At 64.7% G+C, this 19181-nt stretch carries 20 protein-coding genes; 3 read left to right on the top strand and 17 right to left on the bottom strand.

Annotated features, from left to right (window positions below; translation table 11 throughout):
- Window positions 1-23: 23 nt before the first annotated feature.
- Genes IQ24_RS05295 through IQ24_RS05280 form a run of 4 tightly spaced genes read right to left on the bottom strand, consistent with a single transcriptional unit; the run spans window position 24 to window position 3864 of the window.
- On the bottom strand, window positions 24-1067 hold the full coding sequence (locus tag IQ24_RS05295) for an ABC transporter ATP-binding protein (RefSeq protein ID WP_145396771.1): 1044 nt from the start codon (window positions 1065-1067) through the stop codon (window positions 24-26).
- Window positions 1064-1846 (bottom strand): ABC transporter permease, encoded by a 783-nt coding sequence (locus tag IQ24_RS05290; RefSeq protein ID WP_145396770.1) that lies wholly within the window; start codon window positions 1844-1846, stop codon window positions 1064-1066. The genes IQ24_RS05295 and IQ24_RS05290 overlap by 4 nt, the downstream gene beginning before the upstream one ends.
- Window positions 1843-2691 (bottom strand): ABC transporter permease, encoded by an 849-nt coding sequence (locus IQ24_RS05285; RefSeq protein WP_145396769.1) that lies wholly within the window; start codon window positions 2689-2691, stop codon window positions 1843-1845. The genes IQ24_RS05290 and IQ24_RS05285 overlap by 4 nt, the downstream gene beginning before the upstream one ends.
- 60 nt (window positions 2692-2751) lie before the next feature.
- On the bottom strand, window positions 2752-3864 hold the full coding sequence (locus IQ24_RS05280) for an ABC transporter substrate-binding protein (protein ID WP_145396768.1): 1113 nt from the start codon (window positions 3862-3864) through the stop codon (window positions 2752-2754).
- 337 nt (window positions 3865-4201) lie between these two features.
- On the opposite strand from IQ24_RS05280, the gene mutS reads away from it, so the two are divergent.
- On the top strand, window positions 4202-6826 hold the full coding sequence (gene mutS, locus IQ24_RS05275) for a DNA mismatch repair protein MutS (protein ID WP_145396767.1): 2625 nt from the start codon (window positions 4202-4204) through the stop codon (window positions 6824-6826).
- Here mutS and IQ24_RS05270 read toward each other — a convergent pair.
- From IQ24_RS05270 to IQ24_RS05240, 7 genes are all read right to left on the bottom strand, one after another.
- The gene (locus tag IQ24_RS05270; protein WP_145396766.1) at window positions 6807-7163 is read right to left on the bottom strand and encodes a hypothetical protein; all 357 of its coding nucleotides are present in this window, start codon (window positions 7161-7163) and stop codon (window positions 6807-6809) included. The genes mutS and IQ24_RS05270 overlap by 20 nt on opposite strands.
- Window positions 7164-7889 (bottom strand): proteasome-type protease, encoded by a 726-nt coding sequence (locus IQ24_RS05265; RefSeq protein ID WP_145396765.1) that lies wholly within the window; start codon window positions 7887-7889, stop codon window positions 7164-7166. It abuts the gene before it with no gap.
- Between the two features lie 79 nt (window positions 7890-7968).
- Window positions 7969-8775 carry a transglutaminase family protein gene (locus IQ24_RS05260; protein ID WP_145396764.1) on the bottom strand — a complete coding sequence of 269 codons (807 nt, stop codon included), beginning with the start codon at window positions 8773-8775 and terminating at the stop codon, window positions 7969-7971.
- On the bottom strand, window positions 8772-9734 hold the full coding sequence (locus tag IQ24_RS05255; protein WP_145396763.1) for an alpha-E domain-containing protein: 963 nt from the start codon (window positions 9732-9734) through the stop codon (window positions 8772-8774). The genes IQ24_RS05260 and IQ24_RS05255 overlap by 4 nt, the downstream gene beginning before the upstream one ends.
- A gap of 10 nt (window positions 9735-9744) precedes the next feature.
- Window positions 9745-11151, bottom strand: a complete 1407-nt coding sequence (locus IQ24_RS05250) for a circularly permuted type 2 ATP-grasp protein (protein WP_145396762.1) — start codon at window positions 11149-11151, stop codon at window positions 9745-9747.
- A 176-nt stretch (window positions 11152-11327) separates the two neighbouring features.
- Window positions 11328-13220 carry a M10 family metallopeptidase gene (locus tag IQ24_RS05245; protein WP_145396761.1) on the bottom strand — a complete coding sequence of 631 codons (1893 nt, stop codon included), beginning with the start codon at window positions 13218-13220 and terminating at the stop codon, window positions 11328-11330.
- A 31-nt stretch (window positions 13221-13251) separates the two neighbouring features.
- A complete protein-coding gene (locus tag IQ24_RS05240) occupies window positions 13252-13572 on the bottom strand; it encodes a hypothetical protein (RefSeq protein ID WP_145396760.1) in 321 nt (106 codons plus the stop codon).
- Between the two features lie 240 nt (window positions 13573-13812).
- Between IQ24_RS05240 and IQ24_RS05235 the strand changes: the two genes are divergently transcribed.
- The gene (locus IQ24_RS05235) at window positions 13813-14160 is read left to right on the top strand and encodes an STAS domain-containing protein (protein WP_145396759.1); all 348 of its coding nucleotides are present in this window, start codon (window positions 13813-13815) and stop codon (window positions 14158-14160) included.
- The gene (locus tag IQ24_RS05230) at window positions 14160-14735 is read left to right on the top strand and encodes an ATP-binding protein (protein ID WP_145396758.1); all 576 of its coding nucleotides are present in this window, start codon (window positions 14160-14162) and stop codon (window positions 14733-14735) included. Before IQ24_RS05235 ends, IQ24_RS05230 begins: the two co-directional genes overlap by 1 nt.
- Here IQ24_RS05230 and hspQ read toward each other — a convergent pair.
- The 6 genes from hspQ to IQ24_RS05200 form a co-directional block, all read right to left on the bottom strand.
- Window positions 14708-15040 carry a heat shock protein HspQ gene (gene hspQ, locus IQ24_RS05225; RefSeq protein WP_145396757.1) on the bottom strand — a complete coding sequence of 111 codons (333 nt, stop codon included), beginning with the start codon at window positions 15038-15040 and terminating at the stop codon, window positions 14708-14710. The genes IQ24_RS05230 and hspQ overlap by 28 nt on opposite strands.
- Before the next feature lie 203 nt (window positions 15041-15243).
- Entirely contained in the window at window positions 15244-15684 is a 441-nt protein-coding gene (locus tag IQ24_RS05220) for a CreA family protein (RefSeq protein WP_145396756.1), read from the bottom strand.
- Window positions 15685-15747: 63 nt separating this feature from the next.
- On the bottom strand, window positions 15748-16077 hold the full coding sequence (locus IQ24_RS05215) for a thiosulfate oxidation carrier complex protein SoxZ (RefSeq protein WP_145396755.1): 330 nt from the start codon (window positions 16075-16077) through the stop codon (window positions 15748-15750).
- A 9-nt stretch (window positions 16078-16086) separates the two neighbouring features.
- Window positions 16087-16584, bottom strand: a complete 498-nt coding sequence (locus tag IQ24_RS05210; RefSeq protein ID WP_145396754.1) for a thiosulfate oxidation carrier protein SoxY — start codon at window positions 16582-16584, stop codon at window positions 16087-16089.
- The gene (locus tag IQ24_RS05205) at window positions 16568-17899 is read right to left on the bottom strand and encodes an FAD-dependent oxidoreductase (protein ID WP_199756491.1); all 1332 of its coding nucleotides are present in this window, start codon (window positions 17897-17899) and stop codon (window positions 16568-16570) included. Before IQ24_RS05205 ends, IQ24_RS05210 begins: the two co-directional genes overlap by 17 nt.
- A gap of 49 nt (window positions 17900-17948) precedes the next feature.
- Window positions 17949-19157, bottom strand: a complete 1209-nt coding sequence (locus IQ24_RS05200) for an NAD(P)/FAD-dependent oxidoreductase (RefSeq protein WP_242007926.1) — start codon at window positions 19155-19157, stop codon at window positions 17949-17951.
- Window positions 19158-19181 lie beyond the last annotated feature (24 nt).

Genomic DNA, 19181 nt, shown 5'->3' with positions numbered 1-19181 from the left:
CACATATTCTTTTCGGCAGTTCCTCAGCGCTTTTCGTCTTCCAGAGGCAACCATGACGTCGCGGCACCGGCAACGCGGACCAGATCGCCCGCCTGCGGGATCTGGGCACCGGGCGCGTTGAAGCGGTCAATGACGATGGGCTGGCCTTCGACCTCGGCGCGGATGCGCTGGACGGCACCCAGAAACTCGACGCCGGTGACGGTGGCGGGGATGCCGCTTTGCGACAGTTGCAGCCCTTCCGGGCGCGTGCCGAGCTGGATTGAGCCCGCAGCCACAGGGCGCTGCAGATCAACCTCGGCCCCAGCGATGCGCACCAGCCCGCGCGCCGGGTCCAGCACCTCGGCCGTCAACCGGTTCAGCGTGCCCACAAAGCTGGCGACGAAGGGGGTGGCGGGGCTGTTATAGACCTCATGCGGGGCACCGATCTGATCGGCCACGCCGCGATGCATGACCACCACCCGGTCCGAGATCGACAGCGCCTCTTCCTGATCATGGGTCACGAAAATCGTGGTGATGCCCAGCTGGCGCTGAATCTCGCGGATCTGGTTGCGCAGGCTGACGCGGATCTTGGCATCCAGCGCCGACAGCGGCTCATCCAGCAGCAGCACGCGCGGACGCGGAGCCAGCGCGCGAGCCAGCGCGACCCGCTGCTGCTGGCCGCCAGACAGTTGCCACGGATAACGGCTGCCCAGATCCGGCAGGCCGATCAGGTCCAGCATCTCTTGCACCCGCGCGGCGCGTTCGGCGCGCGGCGTGCCCGCGACCTTCAGGCCGAAGCCCACATTGTCGGCGACGGTCAGGTTCGGAAACAGCGCATAGGACTGGAAGACCATGCCAATCTGGCGCTGGTTCGGGCGCAGCCGGGTCACGTCCTGCCCGCCGATGCGCACGCTGCCCGAGGTCGGCGTCTCGAACCCCGCAACCATGCGCAGCACCGTGGTCTTGCCGCAGCCCGACGGCCCCAGGAACGAGATGAACTCGCCCTTTTCGACCTTCATGTCGAAGTCTTGGACGACCTTGGTCGGGCCGAAGGATTTCTCAAGATGGTTGAGGTCCAGAAAGCTCATTTCGCGGTCCTTCGCACGCCGAACAGGCGGGAAATCAGTTGCATGATGCCCATGCAGCCCCAGGTCACCGCGAAGGCGATGACGGCCAGGGCGGCGGGCTCATAGGCGCGGTTCGCGCCCAGAAGCTGCATATAGGGGCCGAAGGCGGGGCGGTTCAGAAGCGCGGCCATGGTGAATTCGCCGATCACAATGGCGAAGGACAAAAACGCCCCCGACATCACCGCGCCCAGCACATTCGGCAGGATCAGGCGGCCGATGATGCGCACCCAGCCCGCGCCCAGCGACTGCGCCGCCTCGGTCAGCGAGCGTACGTCCAGCGTCGACAGTCCGGTGTCCACGGCGCGGTACATATAGGGCAGCGCCAGCGTCGCATAGCCGAACAGCAGAAGCAGGTTCGTCCCCGAGGCCGTGCCGGTCAGCGGCAGGATCGAGGAGGTATTGTAAAGCCGGATATAGCCGAAGACGACGACGATGGCCGGAATGACCAAGGGCAGCAGCGTGATGAACTCGATCACCGGGCGCAGCCGGGGCAGGCGCAGACGCACCCAATAGGCAGTCGGCACGACGATCAGCACGCCCAGCACGATGGTCGCCAGCGCCATGATCACCGAATAGCTGAAGGTCTGGCGGAAGGCCGCGTCATTCAGGACCGAGCGATAGGCGTCCAGCGTATACTCGCCCCGCCGCATCCGCAGCGAGAACTCGATGGTGCCGATCAGCGGCAGCAGGAAGTAAAGGCCGCCAAAGATGATGGCGGCCCAGGACCAGAAGCGTTTCATCGCATCCACCTTTCGGCGCGGGTGCGCATGATGACATAGGCAAGGTTCGCAAGCCCGGTCACCACGATCATCGCGAAGGCCATGGCATAGCCCAGATGCGGGTCCTGCAGCACGTCGCCTCGGATCTGCGCAAACAGCATGATGGGCACGATCGACAGCGACGATCCGGTCAACGCATAGGCCGTGGCGACCGCGCCGAAGCTGTTGGCAAACAGCAGCGCAAACGTGCCCAGCAGCGACGGGAACAGGATCGGCAGCGCCACCATGCGCCAGTACTGGCTGGTCGAGGCGCCCAGCACCTCGGCCGCCTCGCGCCATTCGCGCTTCAGGCCCTCAAGCGCGGGGGTGATGATCAGGATCATCAGCGGGATCTGGAAGAACAGATAGGTCAGCGTCAGGCCCCAGAAGGACAAGAGGTTGAAGCCCATCGCATAGATGTTGATGCCGAACCATTGCTTCAGCAGCATCGTGACCAGCCCGACCCGGCCCAGCGTGGCGATGAAGGCGAAGGCCAGCGGCACGCCAGCAAAGTTCGACGCGACGCCCGAAAAGGTCATCAGCGGTGCTTTCAGCCAGCCCGGCACGCCGCCGAAGACGACCGCCGCCGCCATGGCAAAGCCGATCAGGCAGCCCAGCAACGCCGAGGCCAGCGAAATCTTGATCGAGATGGCGAAGCTGTCGATGATCCGGGGCGAGGCGAGGCCCTGAATATTGGCCAGCGTGAAGCCTCCGTCCGGGGTGCGGAACGCGCCCACGACAATGTTCATCGTGGGCAGCACCAGAAACAGCAGCGCGAAGGCGAAAAAGGGCAGAATGCCCAGCCAGTTCCAGCCGATCTGTTTCATACCGTCCCTATTCCCTGAAAATGGCCCCGCCTGCGGGCAGGGCCATGGTCTTGATCTTGCTTATTCCTTGACGGCCGCGCCGACAACGGAATCCCAACCTTCGGTGATGACCTTCTTGTTGGCCTCTTGCTGTTCCAGCGTCGGGAAGATGGCCTTTTCATAGGCATCCGCCGGGGGCAGGGCGTTCAGCAGCTCCTGCGGAACCTTGCCGTTCTTGACCAGATCGTTGAAGCGGATCGGGTGGCAATAGCCCTTCAGCCAGCCCAGCTGACCTTCGTCCGAATAAAGGTACTCCATCCACAGCTTGGCGGCGTTCGGATGCGGTGCATAGGCCGAGATGCCCTGCACATAGACGCCCGCGACCACGCCGTCGGTCGGGATCACGACCTCGACCGGGGGGTTGCCGTTCAGGCTGTCGCGCCAGCTAAGCAGGTTATAGTCCCAGGCGGTGACGATCGGCGTCGCGCCCTGCGCGATGGTGGCCGATTTGCCGATGACAGGAACGAAGTTCCCGGCCTTGTTGACCTCGGCCATCAGCTCCATGCCCTTCTGGCCCGAGCTTTCACCGGCCTCGCCGCCATTGGCCAGACCCGCCGCCATGACCGAGATGATCGCCTGCGCCGAGGCGCGCGGGTCACCGGCCAGCGCGAAGGCGTTGGCGTATTCGGGCTTGGTCAGGTCTTTCCAACTGGTCGGCACGGTGTCGACCAGATCGGTGTTCACACCAAAGGCCATCACACCGTAATAGTCGCCGTACCAGTGGCCTTCGGCATCCTTGGCATCATCCGGGATCGTGTCCCAGGTCGAGACCTTGTAGGGCTGCAGCAGGCCCTCGGCCTGTGCCTGCGGGCCGAAGGACAGGCCCACGTCGATGACGTCGGGTGCCTGCGGGCCCTTGTTGTCCTTGTTGGCGCGGATCGCCTCAAGCTCATCGGCCGAGCCCGCGTCGGGGTTCAGTTCGTTGACCTTGATTTCGGGGTATTTTGCCTTGAAGCCGGCGATCACATCGCCATAGCCGCACCAGTCATGCGGCAGCGCGATCGTGGTCAGCATGCCTTCCGCCTTCGCCGCCTCTTCCAGGGCCGCAAGGTCGAATTCCTGTGCCGACGCCGCACCCGAGGCAGCCAGCGCCACCAGCGCCGCGAGGCCCGCAGCAGTCGATTGGATGGTCATAGGTCAACTCCATACTTTCAGTCTGCCCGGTCGCCGGGACAGAGCTGCCACCTAACGGCGACGGGTAACAGTGTTGCGACATAGTGGCCTGCAACGCAAAGGTTTTCTGGCCCGCGACGCCACGGCAGATGCCTGTATTTCTGGACAGGATCTTACCCGGTCAGGGTCAGCCCGACATGCATCGGATGCCCCCTGACGCAGTTGTCGGCCCCACCCTTCTGCCCCGGTTTCACCGGGCAAAGCGGACCCGGCGCGCGCCCAGGTTCACCTTGCGCGCCTTCCCCTGCGGGCCGCCTTCCCCTAGAAGAAACCCCGACACCAGCAGATCAGGCCGGACATGAGCGACCAACCCACCCCGATGATGGCCCAGTTCCTTGCGATCCGCGAGGCCAACCCCGGCGCGCTGCTGTTCTATCGCATGGGCGATTTCTACGAGATGTTCTTCGAGGATGCGATTGCCGCCGCAGCTGCCCTCGACATCGCCCTGACCAAACGCGGCACCCATCTGGGAGAGCCGATCCCCATGTGCGGCGTGCCGGTCCATGCCGCCGAAAGCTATCTGCTGACGCTGATCCGCAAGGGCTTCCGCGTGGCCATCGCCGAGCAGATGGAGGACCCGGCCGAGGCGAAGAAGCGCGGCTCGAAATCCGTGGTCGCACGCGATGTGGTGCGGCTGGTCACCCCCGGCACGCTGACCGAGGAATCGCTGCTGGAAGCGCGGCGGCACAACTTTCTGGCCAGTTTCGCGCAGGTCCGCGACGATGCGGCGCTGGCTTGGGTCGATATCTCGACCGGGCAGTTCCGCGTCACCACCTGCCCGCTGTCGCGCCTTGGCCCGGAACTGGCCCGCCACGCCCCGCGCGAGCTGCTGGTGGCCGAGGGCACGCGGCTTGAGGAACTGGCCGCCGACACCGGCACCGCACTGACCGAACTGCCCGGCGGCAGCTTTGACAGCACCGCCGCGATCCGCCGCCTGTCGTCGCTGTTCGGGGTGGAATCGCTCGACGGGTTCGGCAGCTTTTCCCGCGCCGAGCTGTCGGCCATGGGCGCCATCGCCGACTATCTGGAGCTGACGCAGAAGGGCAAGCTGCCCCTGATCCGCCCGCCCGTGCGCGAGGCCGCGGGCGGCGCGATGCAGATCGACGCCGCGACCCGGCGCAATCTGGAACTGACGCAGGCGCTGTCGGGCGGCCGCGAAGGCTCGCTTCTGGCGGCGATCGACCGCACCGTCACGGCGGCGGGGGCGCGGCTTCTGGACCGGCGCATCAGCGCGCCCTCGCGCGATCTGGACGAGATCCACGAACGCCACGCCGCCGTCGCGCATCTGGCGGGCGATCCCCGGCTGACCGCGCAGTTGCGCGACGCCCTGTCGCGCGCGCCCGACATGGACCGCGCGCTGTCCCGGCTGGCGCTGGACCGGGGCGGGCCGCGCGATCTGGCGGCGATCCGCGCGGGCCTGACGCAGGCGGCCAGCATCGCGGCCATGCTTGGCGACGATGACATCCGAATTCTGGCGCAGGCCGCGAAGGACCTGACCGGCCATGACGAGTTGATCGACCTGTTGGACGAGGCACTGGTGGCCGAGCCGCCGCTTCTGACCCGCGACGGCGGTTTCACCGCCTCCGACTATGACCCCGATCTGGACGAGACGCGGCGGCTGCGCGACGAGGGGCGCGGCGTGATCGCCAGCATGCAGGCCGAATATATCTCGGAAACCGGGGTCACCAGCCTGAAGATCAAGCACAACAATGTGCTGGGCTATTTCATCGAAACCACGACCACCCATGCCGAACGCATGCTGGCCGCGCCGCTGAACGAACGCTTCATCCACCGCCAGACCACCGCGAACCAGATCCGCTTCACCACGGTCGAACTCTCGGAGCTGGAAACCCGCATCCTGAACGCCCGCGACCGCGCGCTGGAGATCGAGCGCGAGATTTTCGCCCGGCTGGTCCGCGCCGTCCTAGACCGCGCAGGCCCCGTCGGACAGGCCGCCCGCGCGCTGGCCGAGATCGATTTGCAGGCAGCCTTTGCCGATCTGGCCAATGGCGAGGGCTGGACCCGCCCCGAGGTGGACGCGAGCCGCGCCTTCCAGATCGACGGCGGCCGTCACCCGGTGGTCGAGCGTGCGCTGAAGCGCAAGGGTGAGGCCTTTGTGGCCAATGACTGCGACCTGACGGCGGGTGACACGCCTGCGATCTGGCTGCTGACCGGCCCCAATATGGCCGGTAAATCGACCTTCCTGCGGCAGAACGCGCTGATCGCCATTCTGGCGCAGGCCGGGGCTTTCGTGCCCGCCACGCGCGCCCATATCGGCCTTGTCAGCCAGCTTTTCAGCCGCGTGGGCGCCGCCGACGATCTGGCGCGCGGCCGCTCGACCTTCATGGTCGAGATGGTCGAGACCGCCGCCATCCTCAATCAGGCCGACGATCATGCGCTGGTCATTCTGGATGAGATCGGACGCGGCACCGCGACCTGGGACGGGCTCAGCATCGCCTGGGCGGTGATGGAGCATCTGCACGCCACCAACCGCTGCCGCGCCCTTTTCGCGACGCATTACCACGAGATGACCTCGCTTTCGGCCCGTCTCGACGGGGTCGAGAACGCGACGGTCGCCGTGCGCGAATGGGAAGGCGAGGTGATCTTCCTGCACGAGGTCCGCAAAGGTGCCGCCGACCGCAGCTATGGTGTGCAGGTGGCGCGGCTGGCGGGCCTGCCTGCCTCGGTCGTCGAGCGCGCGAAAGAGATCCTGCACACGCTGGAAAGCGGCGAACGTGAGGCGCGCCCGCAGATGCTGCTGGACGATCTGCCGCTGTTCCGCGCCGCCCCGCCTCCGCCCATGGCTGCCGCAGCGCCCCCGGCCAGCGCCGCCGAGGCGCGCCTGCGCGAGATCAATCCCGACAGTCTGACCCCGCGCGAGGCGCTGGATCTGCTGTATCAGCTCAAGGAATTGCAGGGCTAGGGAACAGGCAGCCCCGCGCATCGAAGGCGTAAAGCACGACATCCGGGTTCTTCATCCTGATCCGAGACGAGAAGGCGACGCGCAGACGATCACCCCCGATGGGCTGGGCCGCCCAGCCCCGGCTGATCGCCGCGCGGGTGATCTGCTCGGCGGTCACGCAGGCTGCCTGCCCCGCCTCGCGCAGCAGCAGAACCTCTTGCCGGGCATGCGCGGCCTCGGTCTGTGCGGCTGTCGCCGTAAAGCGCGCATCAAGCCAAAGGGCCATCAGCCCCAACCCGCCCAGAAGGATCAACAGCGCCAGCAGAAGCTTCCTTGCCCTGGGCCGCGCGGGCATCATTCAGATCGGCATCTTGATGAAGCTTTCGCGCAGCGCCTCGGACCAGGCGACGCTCATTTCGCGAAACTTCGGGTCATCCTCGGGGATGCGGCGGTTGAAGCTGATCTGCAGCGCGTCCTTTTCGATCACCGCCAGATCCAGCGGCATGCCGACCGACAGGTTCGAGCGCAGCGTGGAATCCATCGACAGAAGCGCGGCCTTCTGCGCGTCCAGCAGGTCGGTTTCCGGGCGCACGACGCGGTCAAGGATCGGCTTGCCGTATTTATGCTCACCGATCTGCAGGAAGGGCGTGTCCTCGGTCGCTTCGATGAAATTGCCCTCGGGATAGATCAGGAACAGCCGCATCTGGCCGCCCTTGCGCTGACCGGCGACGATCAGGCTGGCGCTGGCCTGCTGGTTCAGGTCGCGGCATTGCTCGACGATCTCGCGCCGGGTCCGGCTGAGCGTTTCGCCGATGATCGTCGCCACCTGCAGCATCGAGCCCGCCAGCATGATCGAGGTGCTGGGATCGGCGTCGGGGCTGGCAATCGCCTCATGCAGGCGGGCCAGCGTCGTCTGCGTCAGCGACAGGCTGCCTGCGGTCATGATGGCGATGATGCGGTCGCCGGGCTTCTCGAAGAAGAACATCTTGCGATAGACCGCGATGTTATCCAGCCCGGCATTCGTCCGCGTATCGGACAGAAGCACCAGTCCGGCGTCCAGTTTCAGGCCCACGCAATAGGTCATTTTGTCTTCCGCAAGAACAGCGGCTGGAATTTAAGCGCGGCCGGGCGGCGGCGCAACACGGCAATCGCGCCCGGCAGGACTATTGTTCGACCTCTTGCACCGAAACCCGGACCTCAAGGCTTTCGGCGCTGGTCCCGAAGGCCATGCCCCGGACGGGTGCGGCGTCATGGGCATCAAAGCCCGAACCCAGCCGGACATACCGATCATCCGGGCAGCAGCGGTTGGCCGCATCAAAGCCCACCCAGCCCAGAACGCCGGTATGCACCTCGGCCCAGGCATGGGCGGCGTCATGCGGCTCTCCGTCGATGTTGGAATGCAGATAGCCCGAGACATAGCGCGCCGGCAGCCCGTGGGCGCGCGCGCAGGCGATCATCGCATGGGCATGGTCCTGACAGACGCCCTCACCCAATGCCAGCGCCTCGGCGGCGGTGGTGAAGACCTCGGTCACACCGACGCGATAGCGGATCGCCTCGCCCACGGCGGCGGCCAGCGCATGGGCAAGGGCCAGCCCGTCCTCGCCCGAGGCCGTGGCTGCAAGCCCGCGCAGATCGCCATCCAGCGCGGTCGCCGGGGTCGCGCGCAGATAGACCAGCGGGTTCACGGTTTCCCGATGCCCGCGCAGCACGCCTGCGGTGTCGCGCGTCTCGACCTGCCCGTCGATGGACACCACAATCTCATCGACCGGGCCGCGCACGGTCCAGGCCTCGATCCAGTCACCCGCCCCGTCGCGAAAGGCCGAGCCGCGAATGCCGCCGCTGACGTTGATGTTCCAGTCGGACGCCCGCTGACCTTCGAAGATCGAAGGGGTCAGGCGCAGGCTTTGCACCAGCGCCGTCAGGGGCGTGTCATAGCGATAGCGCGTCTCGTGGACGATGTGCAGCTTCATGCTTCCATCCTTCCGCTGAGGTAGTCGTCATAGACCGCGTTCGAGATCGAGCCGATTTCACCGATGAACCAGCTGAGAAACTCGTGCAGGCCCTCGTCGAAGATCGCCTCGATGTCGCGCTCCAGCAGCGCCTGCAGCACGTCCTGCGCCTTGGCGCGGGCGTTGTCCGGCACGCCGGGGCCATAGCGGTTCGCCAGCCCTTCAAGGTGATGCATCGCCTCGGTCAGGCTGGTGCGCATCGAACGCGGGCTTTCCAGATTGAGGATCAGGAAATCGGCCACTTTGCTGGCGGTAATGTCGCCACCATAGGCCCAGTGAAAGGCGCGATGGGCCGAGAGCGCGCGCAGGATCACTTGCCATTGATAGGTGTCCAGACCCGAGCCCACGAACTCGACCCGGGGCAGCAGCACGAAATACTTGACGTCCAGCATGCGCGCCGTGGCGTCTGCGCGCTCCAGCGCATAGCCAAGGTTCATGAAATGCCAGCCGTCATTGCGCAACTGAGTCGAGGCAATCGCCCCGCGCACGGTCGCCGCGTGATGCATGGTGAAGTCGGTCAGCATGGCGGTGTCGAGGCTGCCGCGCGGCCGCCGCTCCAGCACGCGGAACTCCTGATAGGCGGTGTTGAGCGCATCCCAGGCCTGACTGGTCAGCGCCGTGCGCACGATCCGCCCACCTTCGCGCGCCTTTTCAAGGCAGGTCGCCACCGAGGACGGGTTGTCGCGGTCAAAGAACATATAGGTTTCAAGGCTGTCCTGCGTCGCCTCGCCATAGCGTTCGGCGAAGGCCTGCGCGTTGCCTGCCGCCTGCAGCAGGGCCTGCCATTCGTTGCGATAACCTTCGGGCGTGTTGGGCATCAGGGTGATGCGCGCGCCCACATCCATCAGGCGGGCGGCGGTTTCGGCGCGTTCCAGATGACGACCCATCCAGAACAGATGCGAGGCGGTGCGGCTGAGCATATTGGCCCCCTTATTCCGACAAGACCCAGGTGTCCTTGACCCCGCCGCCCTGCGACGAGTTCACCACCAGCGAGCCTTCGCGCAGCGCAACCCGCGTCAGCCCGCCGGGCACCAGCTCAACCCTTTCACCGCAAAGGCAGAACGGCCGCAGATCGACATGGCGGGGTGCCACCCCTTCCTCGACAAAGGTCGGGCAGGTCGACAGCGCCAGCGTCGGCTGGGCGATGTAATTGCCGGGATTGGCCTCGATGCGCTTGCGGAACTCGGCGATCTCCTCGGCGGTCGATTTCGGCCCGATCAGCATGCCATAGCCGCCCGAGCCATGGACCTCTTTCACCACCAGCTCGTCCAGATGCGACAGGACGTATTTGTAATCGTCCTCTTTCCACAGCGACCAGGTCTGGACGTTCTTCAGGATCGGCTCTTCGCCCAGATAGAAGCGGATCATCTCGGGGACATAGGTATAGACCGCCTTGTCATCGGCGACGCCCGCGCCGGGGGCCGAGGCGATGCTGACCCCGCCCGCGCGATAGACATCCATCAGGCCCGGCACGCCCAGCATCGAATCGCGGCGGAAACACAGCGGATCAAGGAAGCTGTCATCGACGCGGCGATAGATGACATCGACCCGTTTCGGCCCCTCGGTCGTGCGCATGTAGACATATTCGCCGTCGACAAACAGGTCGCTGCCCTCGACCAGTTCAATGCCCATCTGGTTGGCCAGAAAGCTGTGCTCGTAATAGGCGCTGTTGAAATGCCCGGGCGTCAGGATAACCACCGTCGGATCGCCATCGCATTTGCGCGGCGCGACCGAGGCGAGCGTCTGGCGCAGCAGTTCGGGATAGGCGTCGACCGGCTCGATCTTGTTCGAGCGGAAGAGGGCCGGGAACATGCGCATCATGATCTCGCGATTTTCCAGCATATAGCTGACGCCCGAGGGGGTGCGGCAGTTGTCCTCCAGCACATAGAATTCGTCGCGCCCGGTGCGCACAAGGTCGATGCCAACGATATGGCTATAGACCCCGCGCGGCGGCACGACGCCCACGACGGCCTTTTCAAAAGCGTCATTCTGATAGACCAGCCGTTCGGGAATGCGGCGGGCGCGGATGATCTCTCCCCGGCCATAGACGTCGCGCAGGAAGGCGTTCAGCGCACGCGCGCGCTGCTTGACGCCGCGCTCCAGCCTGCGCCATTCGCTTTGCATGAAGACGCGGGGCATCATGTCGAAGGGGATCAGCCGGTCCGGGTCGCCGCCCTCACCATAGACGGCGAAGGTGATGCCGATGCGGCGAAAGATCGACTCGGCCTCGGCCTGCTTCATCTGTCGCAGGTCGCTGGGCATGGTGCCCATCCAATCAAACAGCATCGAATAGGGTTCGCGGACGTCGCTGCCCTCGATCATCTCGTTATAATACATTCCAGACCCCCTTACCGACCTGCCCTCATCATTTCAGGCCGGAAGAACCTGTCCATATCGCGGCCAGAGGTTCATCGCAGTTTCCGGCGGCCTGCCCGGTTTCCGGGCAGTTGCCTGATTTTCATGCTGACAGTCTTTGGTCGAAATGCAAGTCGGCGCTAAGGGACGCGCCGCCCTTACAGAAGCAGGATGTCGTCGCGCAAAGCCTCGATATTATGGACCCCGGCCAGCAGCAGCGAATTGCCGTTGCCGAAGTTGATCGAGAGCCCCGCCGAAGTATCGCGGAACATGTCGAGCACCGCCTGCACCGAATTTGCCGTGCCCTGCCAGACCGCACGGTGGAAGGCGATGGTGTCGATGTTATTGGTGAAATCCTGCACGACATCCTGCCCACGCGAGAAGACGAAGACGTCCTGACCGCCTCCGCCCACCAGCGTGTCATTGCCGTTCCAGCCGTTCAGCGTATTGGCATACTGGTTTCCGACGATGCGGTTCGCCAGCGCGTTGCCATCGCCATGCCGGGCGTTCGGACCATTCAGCCGCAATTCCTCGATATTGGCCGCCAGCACATGGTTGGTCGAGGCGATGATGATATCACGCCCCTGCCCTGCCGCCTCATGCACCACATCCTGACCGTCGACATGATAGACATCATTGCCCGGCCCGCCCCAAAGCTGGTCACGCCCTGCACCGCCCACCAGCGTGTCATGGCCCGCGCCGCCAGAGACCGTGTCATTTCCACCGCCTGCCATCAGCAGGTTGTTGGCCACATTGCCCTCGATCCGGTCGCTGCCCCAGCCCGCGCGGACGGATTCGATGATCGTGCCATAAGCGATCGAGATATTCCCGCGCAGCCCATAGGCGCTGGAGGTCGTCCCCTGCATCAGCGAAATCTGCTGGCCCGTCCCGTCCGAGTGCAGATCCAGAAGATCGCGACCGCCATGATCGACGATGGTGAAGGTGACGTCATTGCGCGTGGACGGATTGCGCAGCAGCCCGGCGATCATGCCGTAGTTGCCAGCCAGATTTGTCGTCTCGCCATAGGTCGTATCGCCCATGCGCAGCCCGGTGATGCCGTAAAGCTTCTGGATCGCCAGAATATCGGCGATCATCGGCGTCATCACATAGGCAAAACTGGCGGTAATGAAGGTGTTATCGCTCTGGCTGAAATAGGACATCACGCTGGATTGCCAGTTATCGTTGGCATAGTGATTGTCATAGCCATAGGTCGCGTTGCCGTTGTAATTCCCGGCATGGCCCAGACCCAGAGCATGGCCGATCTCATGGATATAGGTCTGGAACGCATAGTTTGCATAGCCGGTCGAATCCTGAATCCAGTCGGTCGCGACATTGACGAACGAGTCATAGATTACATTGCCGCCGACCGAAGAGGTCGAATATGCCCCACTGTCGGAATCATCAAAACGGATCGCCACATTGCTGCCCGAACCATTGGTGTTGAACCGGAGGCCCGAGACCTGCTCCCATGCAGAAAGCGCCATCGTCGCAAGCTGGCGGCCACGCGCGGTCAGCCCCGACAGGTCGACATTCAGCACATCGCCCGGATCGGCGTCAAAGGCCCGCCAGTCGCGGCCGGTCGAGTTCCAATAGCCATTGGTCAGCTGGTTCGCGATCTGGGCGGGCGTAAAGATCGGGGTATCGGGGGCACCGCCGCGCGTGACCGACATCGAATAGGTTCCCTGCGAGCTTCCGAAGGCCCCGGCCTCAAGGTAATACATCCCCGCCTGCCCGATATTGATCGTCATCTTTGAGTTCAGGCCCGGACCGCTGTCGTCGTCCATCGAGACCAGATCGCCGCGGGAATCGTGAAACCGCAGGACGGGATCAGAGAGCGGGCGGCCACCCTGCCCGTTCAGCGTCAGCGTATAGGTGCCCGCAGGCAGCCAGACCTTGACCCAGTCGCGATCGCCGCCATAGCCGATCCGGCCGGAAAAACTGTCGCCCACCGCCATCTGATAGCCGGTCCAGGTGCCGCCGGGCGCATCGGCGATCTCGGTCCGGATCGCGGCCTCGGCACTCTCGCGCCGCTCAAACAGGTTCTGGGTCATGACGTCATCCTCATTCACGTAGTTTTCCCGCCTAGAAGGGGGCAATCATCAACAATCGCGCGGCGAACCGGTCGAGCGCAGCCTCGGGAATATCGTCACGATCCATGACAGACAACTCCAGTTCGGGCGAGGACTTCTGCCGGCCATCCGCATCGACCAGCAGACGCGCGAACAGGATGTTGCTGGCAGGCATTCGGACCTGCAACCGCAGACGCGTCGCGGTGTCCGGCGCGAGCGCATGCCCTTCCTGGGACAGTCTGGCGGTCAAAAGCGCGCAAAGACGCTGCGTCACCCCACCGCCACCTTCGGGACATTCCAGCGCCACGGCCGGGCGGGAGGCGCCGTCAGCCATGGCGGGTACCGGCAGAACCAGCCCTGCCATCATGAAAGCGACCGAAAGCCGAACCCGTCCCCATTCCGTCACCTTGTTACCACCCACCAACCCGAAACTTTCCGTCCTTGCATCCTCAGCCTAACCCAAGCCAACCGCAATTATGCGTAGAAGTGGCATCAATTTTTCGTACTTCCGCTTACCGCTTGGTAAAGATTTCAGGCTAGCAAGAGGTCTGAACGCATCAGGACGGACCCTGTGATGAAACTTTCCATGCAGACCCGGGACGACAGGCTGCACATCTCGGTCGATGAACCTCGGCTGGACGCCGCCGTCGCCACGGCGTTCAAGGACAAGGTGCGCGAGGTGCTGTCCCAGACCGAACAGCCCGTGACGCTGGATCTGGGTCAGGTGCTCTTCATGGACAGCTCGGGTCTCGGGGCGGTCATCGCCATCTTCAAGACGCTGCCTAAGACGCGGGAGCTGGAAATCTGCGGCATCACCCCGAATGTCGAGCGGGTGTTCCGCCTGACGCGCATGGATGCCGTGCTGCCCCTGCGCCTGCCCGTGCAGCCGACGGATCTGACCGTACCGGGGGACCGCCCATGATGTCCTGCAGCGCCGCGATCCGGCAGATGCCGCAACCGCCGCATCTCTCCAGCCGCAAGCCGATCTTTTACCGGCTGTTCCGGGCCGATCCGGTGGCCGTCCGCTCGGCCCTGATGGCGCTGCGCGAATTGCTGGCCCGCTCGGCCGATGAGGATGCGGTCAACCGGCTGGAGCTGGCACTGGCTGAGGTTCTCAACAACATCTGCCAGCACGGCGCGGGCGAACCCGCCGCGCGCCCGACCGGCAGCCGCCAACTGGCGCCAATGGTGCATCTGTGCGTCGCGCGCCATGTGGGCGGCATCGCCTGCGCGATCACCGATGACGGCATCCCGCTGCCGATTGCGCTTCTGCCGCCTGCTAACTGCCCCGCGCGGGTGCAGGATAAGGACATGGCCGAGGATGTGGAGCTGTTGCCCGAGGGCGGCTTCGGCTGGCACCTGATCCGGGACCTGACCTATTCCCTGTGCTATTTCCGCGAGGGGCGGCGCAATCTTCTGGCCTTCACCGTGCCCTTGGGCGACGCCTACCGGATCAATTGCTTGCCCGGTCAGTTCAGCCCGAATTGCAGGGGATAGCGGCCGTCATCGAACTCGCCGAACATCTCCATCACCTCGGGGTGATCCAAAGGCTCGCCCGAGAAATCGGGGATCAAGTTCTGCTCTGACACATAGGCGACATAATAGGTCGCTTCAGTCTCGGCATAGAGATGGTAGAAGGGCTGATTGCGCGACGGGCGGGCGTCTTCGGGGATCGACTGATACCATTCCTCGGTGTTCGAGAATTCGGGGTCCACGTCAAACACCACGCCGCGAAACGGATGTTCGCGATGTTTGACGACCTGACCCAGGCCGTATTTGGCGTGTTTGAACGAAACTGTCATTCGATCCTTCCCGTATCAGCGGGCTGAATACCCCTCTGCGACCCTCATGTCCACCAATCTGGCATGGGTTGCGACCAGCGTCGCAGGAACGACACGTAACACCCGGGAAGGTCATGGCGTTGTTGCGCAAAGATCGCAGGAATCGCCAGCGGCAGCGCGCTTTCGGCCCTGCCAGCACCCGTGACCGGGCCGAATCGCCTGCCCTATTGCGGCACGTAGACGGTCGAGATCGACATCTTGGCCGAGCCTTCGGTGACCTCATTGGCATGCGCCAGATAGATCAGCACGTGGTTCTTTTCGTCATAGATCCGCTTCACCCGCAGCGATTTGAAAAACAGCGACCGCGATTCCCGGAACACGTCCTCACCCCCGGGGCCGCGCGCGATGTCGCCGATGACGATGGGCCCGGTCTGGCTGCATTCGATGGCCGAGTTCGAGGGATCCTCGAACCAGTTCCCCTGCCGCAGCCGGTCGATGACCGAGCGGTCGAAATAGGCCAGATGACAGGTCACGCCCTGCACCTCTGGGTCGGGGATCGCCTCGATCAGGATGTCGTTGCCGACCCAGTCGACGCCGACCTTGCCGACCTCATCCGCCAGCGCGGGCATGGCGCTGAGCAGCAGAATGGGAAGCCAGGATTTCATCGCGATGCTCCTTTGCCTGTCTGCTGGTGACTGTGCCGCAAGTCGGGACGGTCGCCAAGGGCGTCAGGCGAGGGTGACCTGACGCTCGGCGCGGATCTCGGTGCCGCTGTCATCGACCCAAAGCAGGCGCAGCAGGCCCGAGGCCTGCGCCTTGAAGGTGAATTCCAGATAGGGGTTCTGTGCGATGCCGATTTCCGGCAGCCAGGTCAGCAGCAAGGCGTCATCCAGCCGCGCCTCGAAGCGCGTCATCATCTGGCGCGGCATGATCTGACCCGCCGCATCCAGCCGGAAGCCGCTTTCCATCACATGCGCGACCTGTGTGCGCACGCGCACGATTTCGCCCTGCTGCGGGGTTTCGTTGCTCATCCAGATGCGCGGAGGTGTCGTGGTCATGGCTGTTCCTTACATCCCGCAGCCGCCGGCGGTGACGGTGATGTCCTGTCGCGCCATCAGGATGCGGCCATCGCTCATCCGGGCCATGACACGGACGGGCATGGTCTGGATCAGGCGCAGGCGGATGCCGATTTCGGCGCTGCCGATGTCGGGGGTGAAGCTGAAGCGACAGGCCAGGGGCTGGGGGTTCAGCTCGGCGATGACGATCATTTCCTCGCACCAGACCGCCTCCGAGAGCGGCTCGGTCACCTTGGCGCGCAGCGGAACGGCGGCGGGGTTGTCGCCCAAAACCGGCAGGTCAAGCCCGATCCCGCTGGCGACGGGCGCGGTGCCGCCTGCGAATTCCGCAGCGATGCGATCAGCCTCAGCGGTGTCGGGCTGGGGTTTCGCGGTCGTGTCCTGCGCAACCGCCGCCCAGGGCAGCAGCGCGGCAGAGGCCGCCGCACCCAGCAGCACCCCGCGCCGCGACAGCACCAGCCCCGCGAAAGGATCAAGCCAGGAAGTCATTGAATTTACCCTCGATCCAGACAAAATCCTCGGCCAGCAAGTCAGGCGTGCGGACGTCGATGTCGATCTGGGTTTGATGGACCTTGCCGTCCTGCGCAAGCGCATAGGTGAACTGCACGGCAATCGCCTCGCGCGGGTCGCCATTGACCAGCATGTAGCACAGGTTGTCGGGCAGTTCCGGCACCACCTCCTGCCCCGAGACGCGCTGCGCCAGATTGCGCGCGACGATATGGGCGATGGCATTCGCGACATGGCCGCTTTTCGGATAATGCCCGAACTGGTCCGAGATCATCCCCATGGAATCCCCGACGATGAAGACGTTTTCATCGCTGTTGGCGGTATACATGCGCGCGTCCATATCGGCCCAGCCGGTCGGGCGGCCTTCGGCATCCTTGCCGATCAGATCGGCCCACCAGACCATATCGGCCGCCTGATGCGGCGGCATCAGGACCGCGTCGTCAAAGTCGAAATCGCCCGCCTCGGTCATGATCCGCTTGTTGTAGGGATCGACCTCCTTGATTTTCGCATTCGGGACATGGGTGATGATGTCGGGGTAAAGCTCTTCGAAGGCGGCGCGATAGCCCTCGCCGATGGGGCCGATCTTGGGCTTCGGATCCAGAATGATGATCTTGGCCGGAATCTTGTTCGTCTTGAAATGCCAGGCCATGACGCAGGCGCGCTCATAGGGTGAGGGCGGGCAGCGATGCGGCGGCGGCGGCAGGGTCATGACGATGGTGCCGCCCTTGAATTCCTGCATCTTGCGCTTCAGCGCCACATGTTCGGCATTCGGGATATAGGCCGAAGGGAAGTGCTGGCGCGTGTATTCCGCGCTGGCCTGATCTTCGCCGAACCAGGCGTCATAGGCGTTCCGGATGCCGCCCGACAGGATCAGATAGTCATAGTCGATGCCGCCCTGCGAGGTGCGGACCAGCTTCTTGTCACGCTCGAACCCGGTGACCTCGGCGTTGAGCAGGCGATAGCCATAGGCGCGGGCGGGGGCCAGCATGTCATGCAGCAGGAAATCCGTGTCGACCACGTCGATCAGCCATTTGTTCGACATCGGGCAGGACCAGAAGACCGGATTGCGCTCGATCAGGATCACATCGGCGTCGGGGATCTGTTCCTTCACATGGCGCGCGGCGGTCATGCCGCCCCAGCCACCACCGCAGATGACCACGCGCGGCCCCTTGCCCTGACGCGGCATGATCCGCGTCTCGCCGGTGACCAGCCCGGGCGCCGCCAGAAGCTGCGCGCCCGGCAGAAGAAGCCCTGCCGCGACGGGGGCGGAAATCAGCAAGTTGCGCCGGGTGATCATGTCAGCTTCTCCACAAATGTCGCATCGGTTTCATGCCTGTCGGGCCCGGTCATGCGCTGCCCCAGATGTCACGGCAGATCGAGGCATACCAGCCCTCGCCATAGCGGGCCTCGGCCTCGCGGAATGAGGCGGGCGCATCCAGCGGGCTGACCCCGCCCGAGTCGGGAACCTCGACGATGGCATCCCCTTCCGCGCGATAGACCCCGGCGACCGAGATGCCATAGCCCGGCCCGATCAGGCTGTAGCAGGTGTTGGCATAGGACGCCTCGGGGATGGGCGCGCCCGCCAGTTCCGCCAGAATGACCGCGACCGCCACCTTGGCCTGCGTATTGGCCGCAAAACCCGATTTCGGCATCGGGCTTGCGATGGTGGCATCGCCCAGCACATGCACCCCCTCGACCAACGCCGAGGCAAAGCTGCCGCCCTTGACGGGTGCCCAGCCGCTGGCATCTGTCACCCCCGCCTGCGCCGCAATCAGCCCCGCCTGCTGGGGCGGGATGACGTTCAGCACATCGGCGCGGTGGACGGTGCCGAAGGCGGTCTCGACCTCTTTCGCGCGCGCGTCGACACGCACCACCTGCCCGTCACCGGACAGGCCCACCCATTCGATCATCTCGCCGTAAAGCGCCTTCCAGCCCTGCTGGAACAGACCCTGTTTCGAGAACTGATCCTTGCCGTCCAACAACAGGATCTTGCTGGCGGGCTTATGCGTCTTGAAATAATGCGCGACCATCGCGGCGCGCTCATAGGGGCCGGGCGGGCAGCGATAGGCCCCCTCGGGGATGACCATGACGAAGGTGCCGCCGTCCGGCATCTCGGCCAGCTGGCGCTGCAGAAGCTGCGTCTGCGGCCCCGCCTTCCAGGCATGCGGGGTCAGCTCGGCCGCCGCCTCGTCATAGCCCTCCAGCGTGCCCCAGCGGATGTCGATGCCGGGCGACAGGATCAGCCGGTCCCAATTGATGCGCGTACCATCCGACAGCGCCGCCTGCCGCTTTTCTGCGTCGATGGCCTCGACCCGGTCATGCACCACCCGCACGCCCAGGGCGCGCAGATCGTCAAACCCATGCGCAAGGCTGTCCCAATCCCGCAGCCCGCCCAGATAGAGGTTCGAGAACGGGCAGGTCACATAGCTTTGCGACGGCTCGACCAGCGTGACCTCCAGCGAGGGGTCGCGCTTCAGCAGATAGCGCGCCGCCGTGGCCCCGCCGAACCCGCCTCCGACGACCAGAATCCGGTGCCGGGCAGGTTGCGCGCGCAATGCCGGGGCGGCCAGTGCTGCCCC

This window comes from Paracoccus sulfuroxidans (genome assembly GCF_007830335.1).
Taxonomy (GTDB): domain Bacteria; phylum Pseudomonadota; class Alphaproteobacteria; order Rhodobacterales; family Rhodobacteraceae; genus Paracoccus; species Paracoccus sulfuroxidans.
The sequence above is the reverse complement of the archived record's forward strand: the minus strand, read 5'-3'. Positions and strand labels throughout refer to the sequence as shown.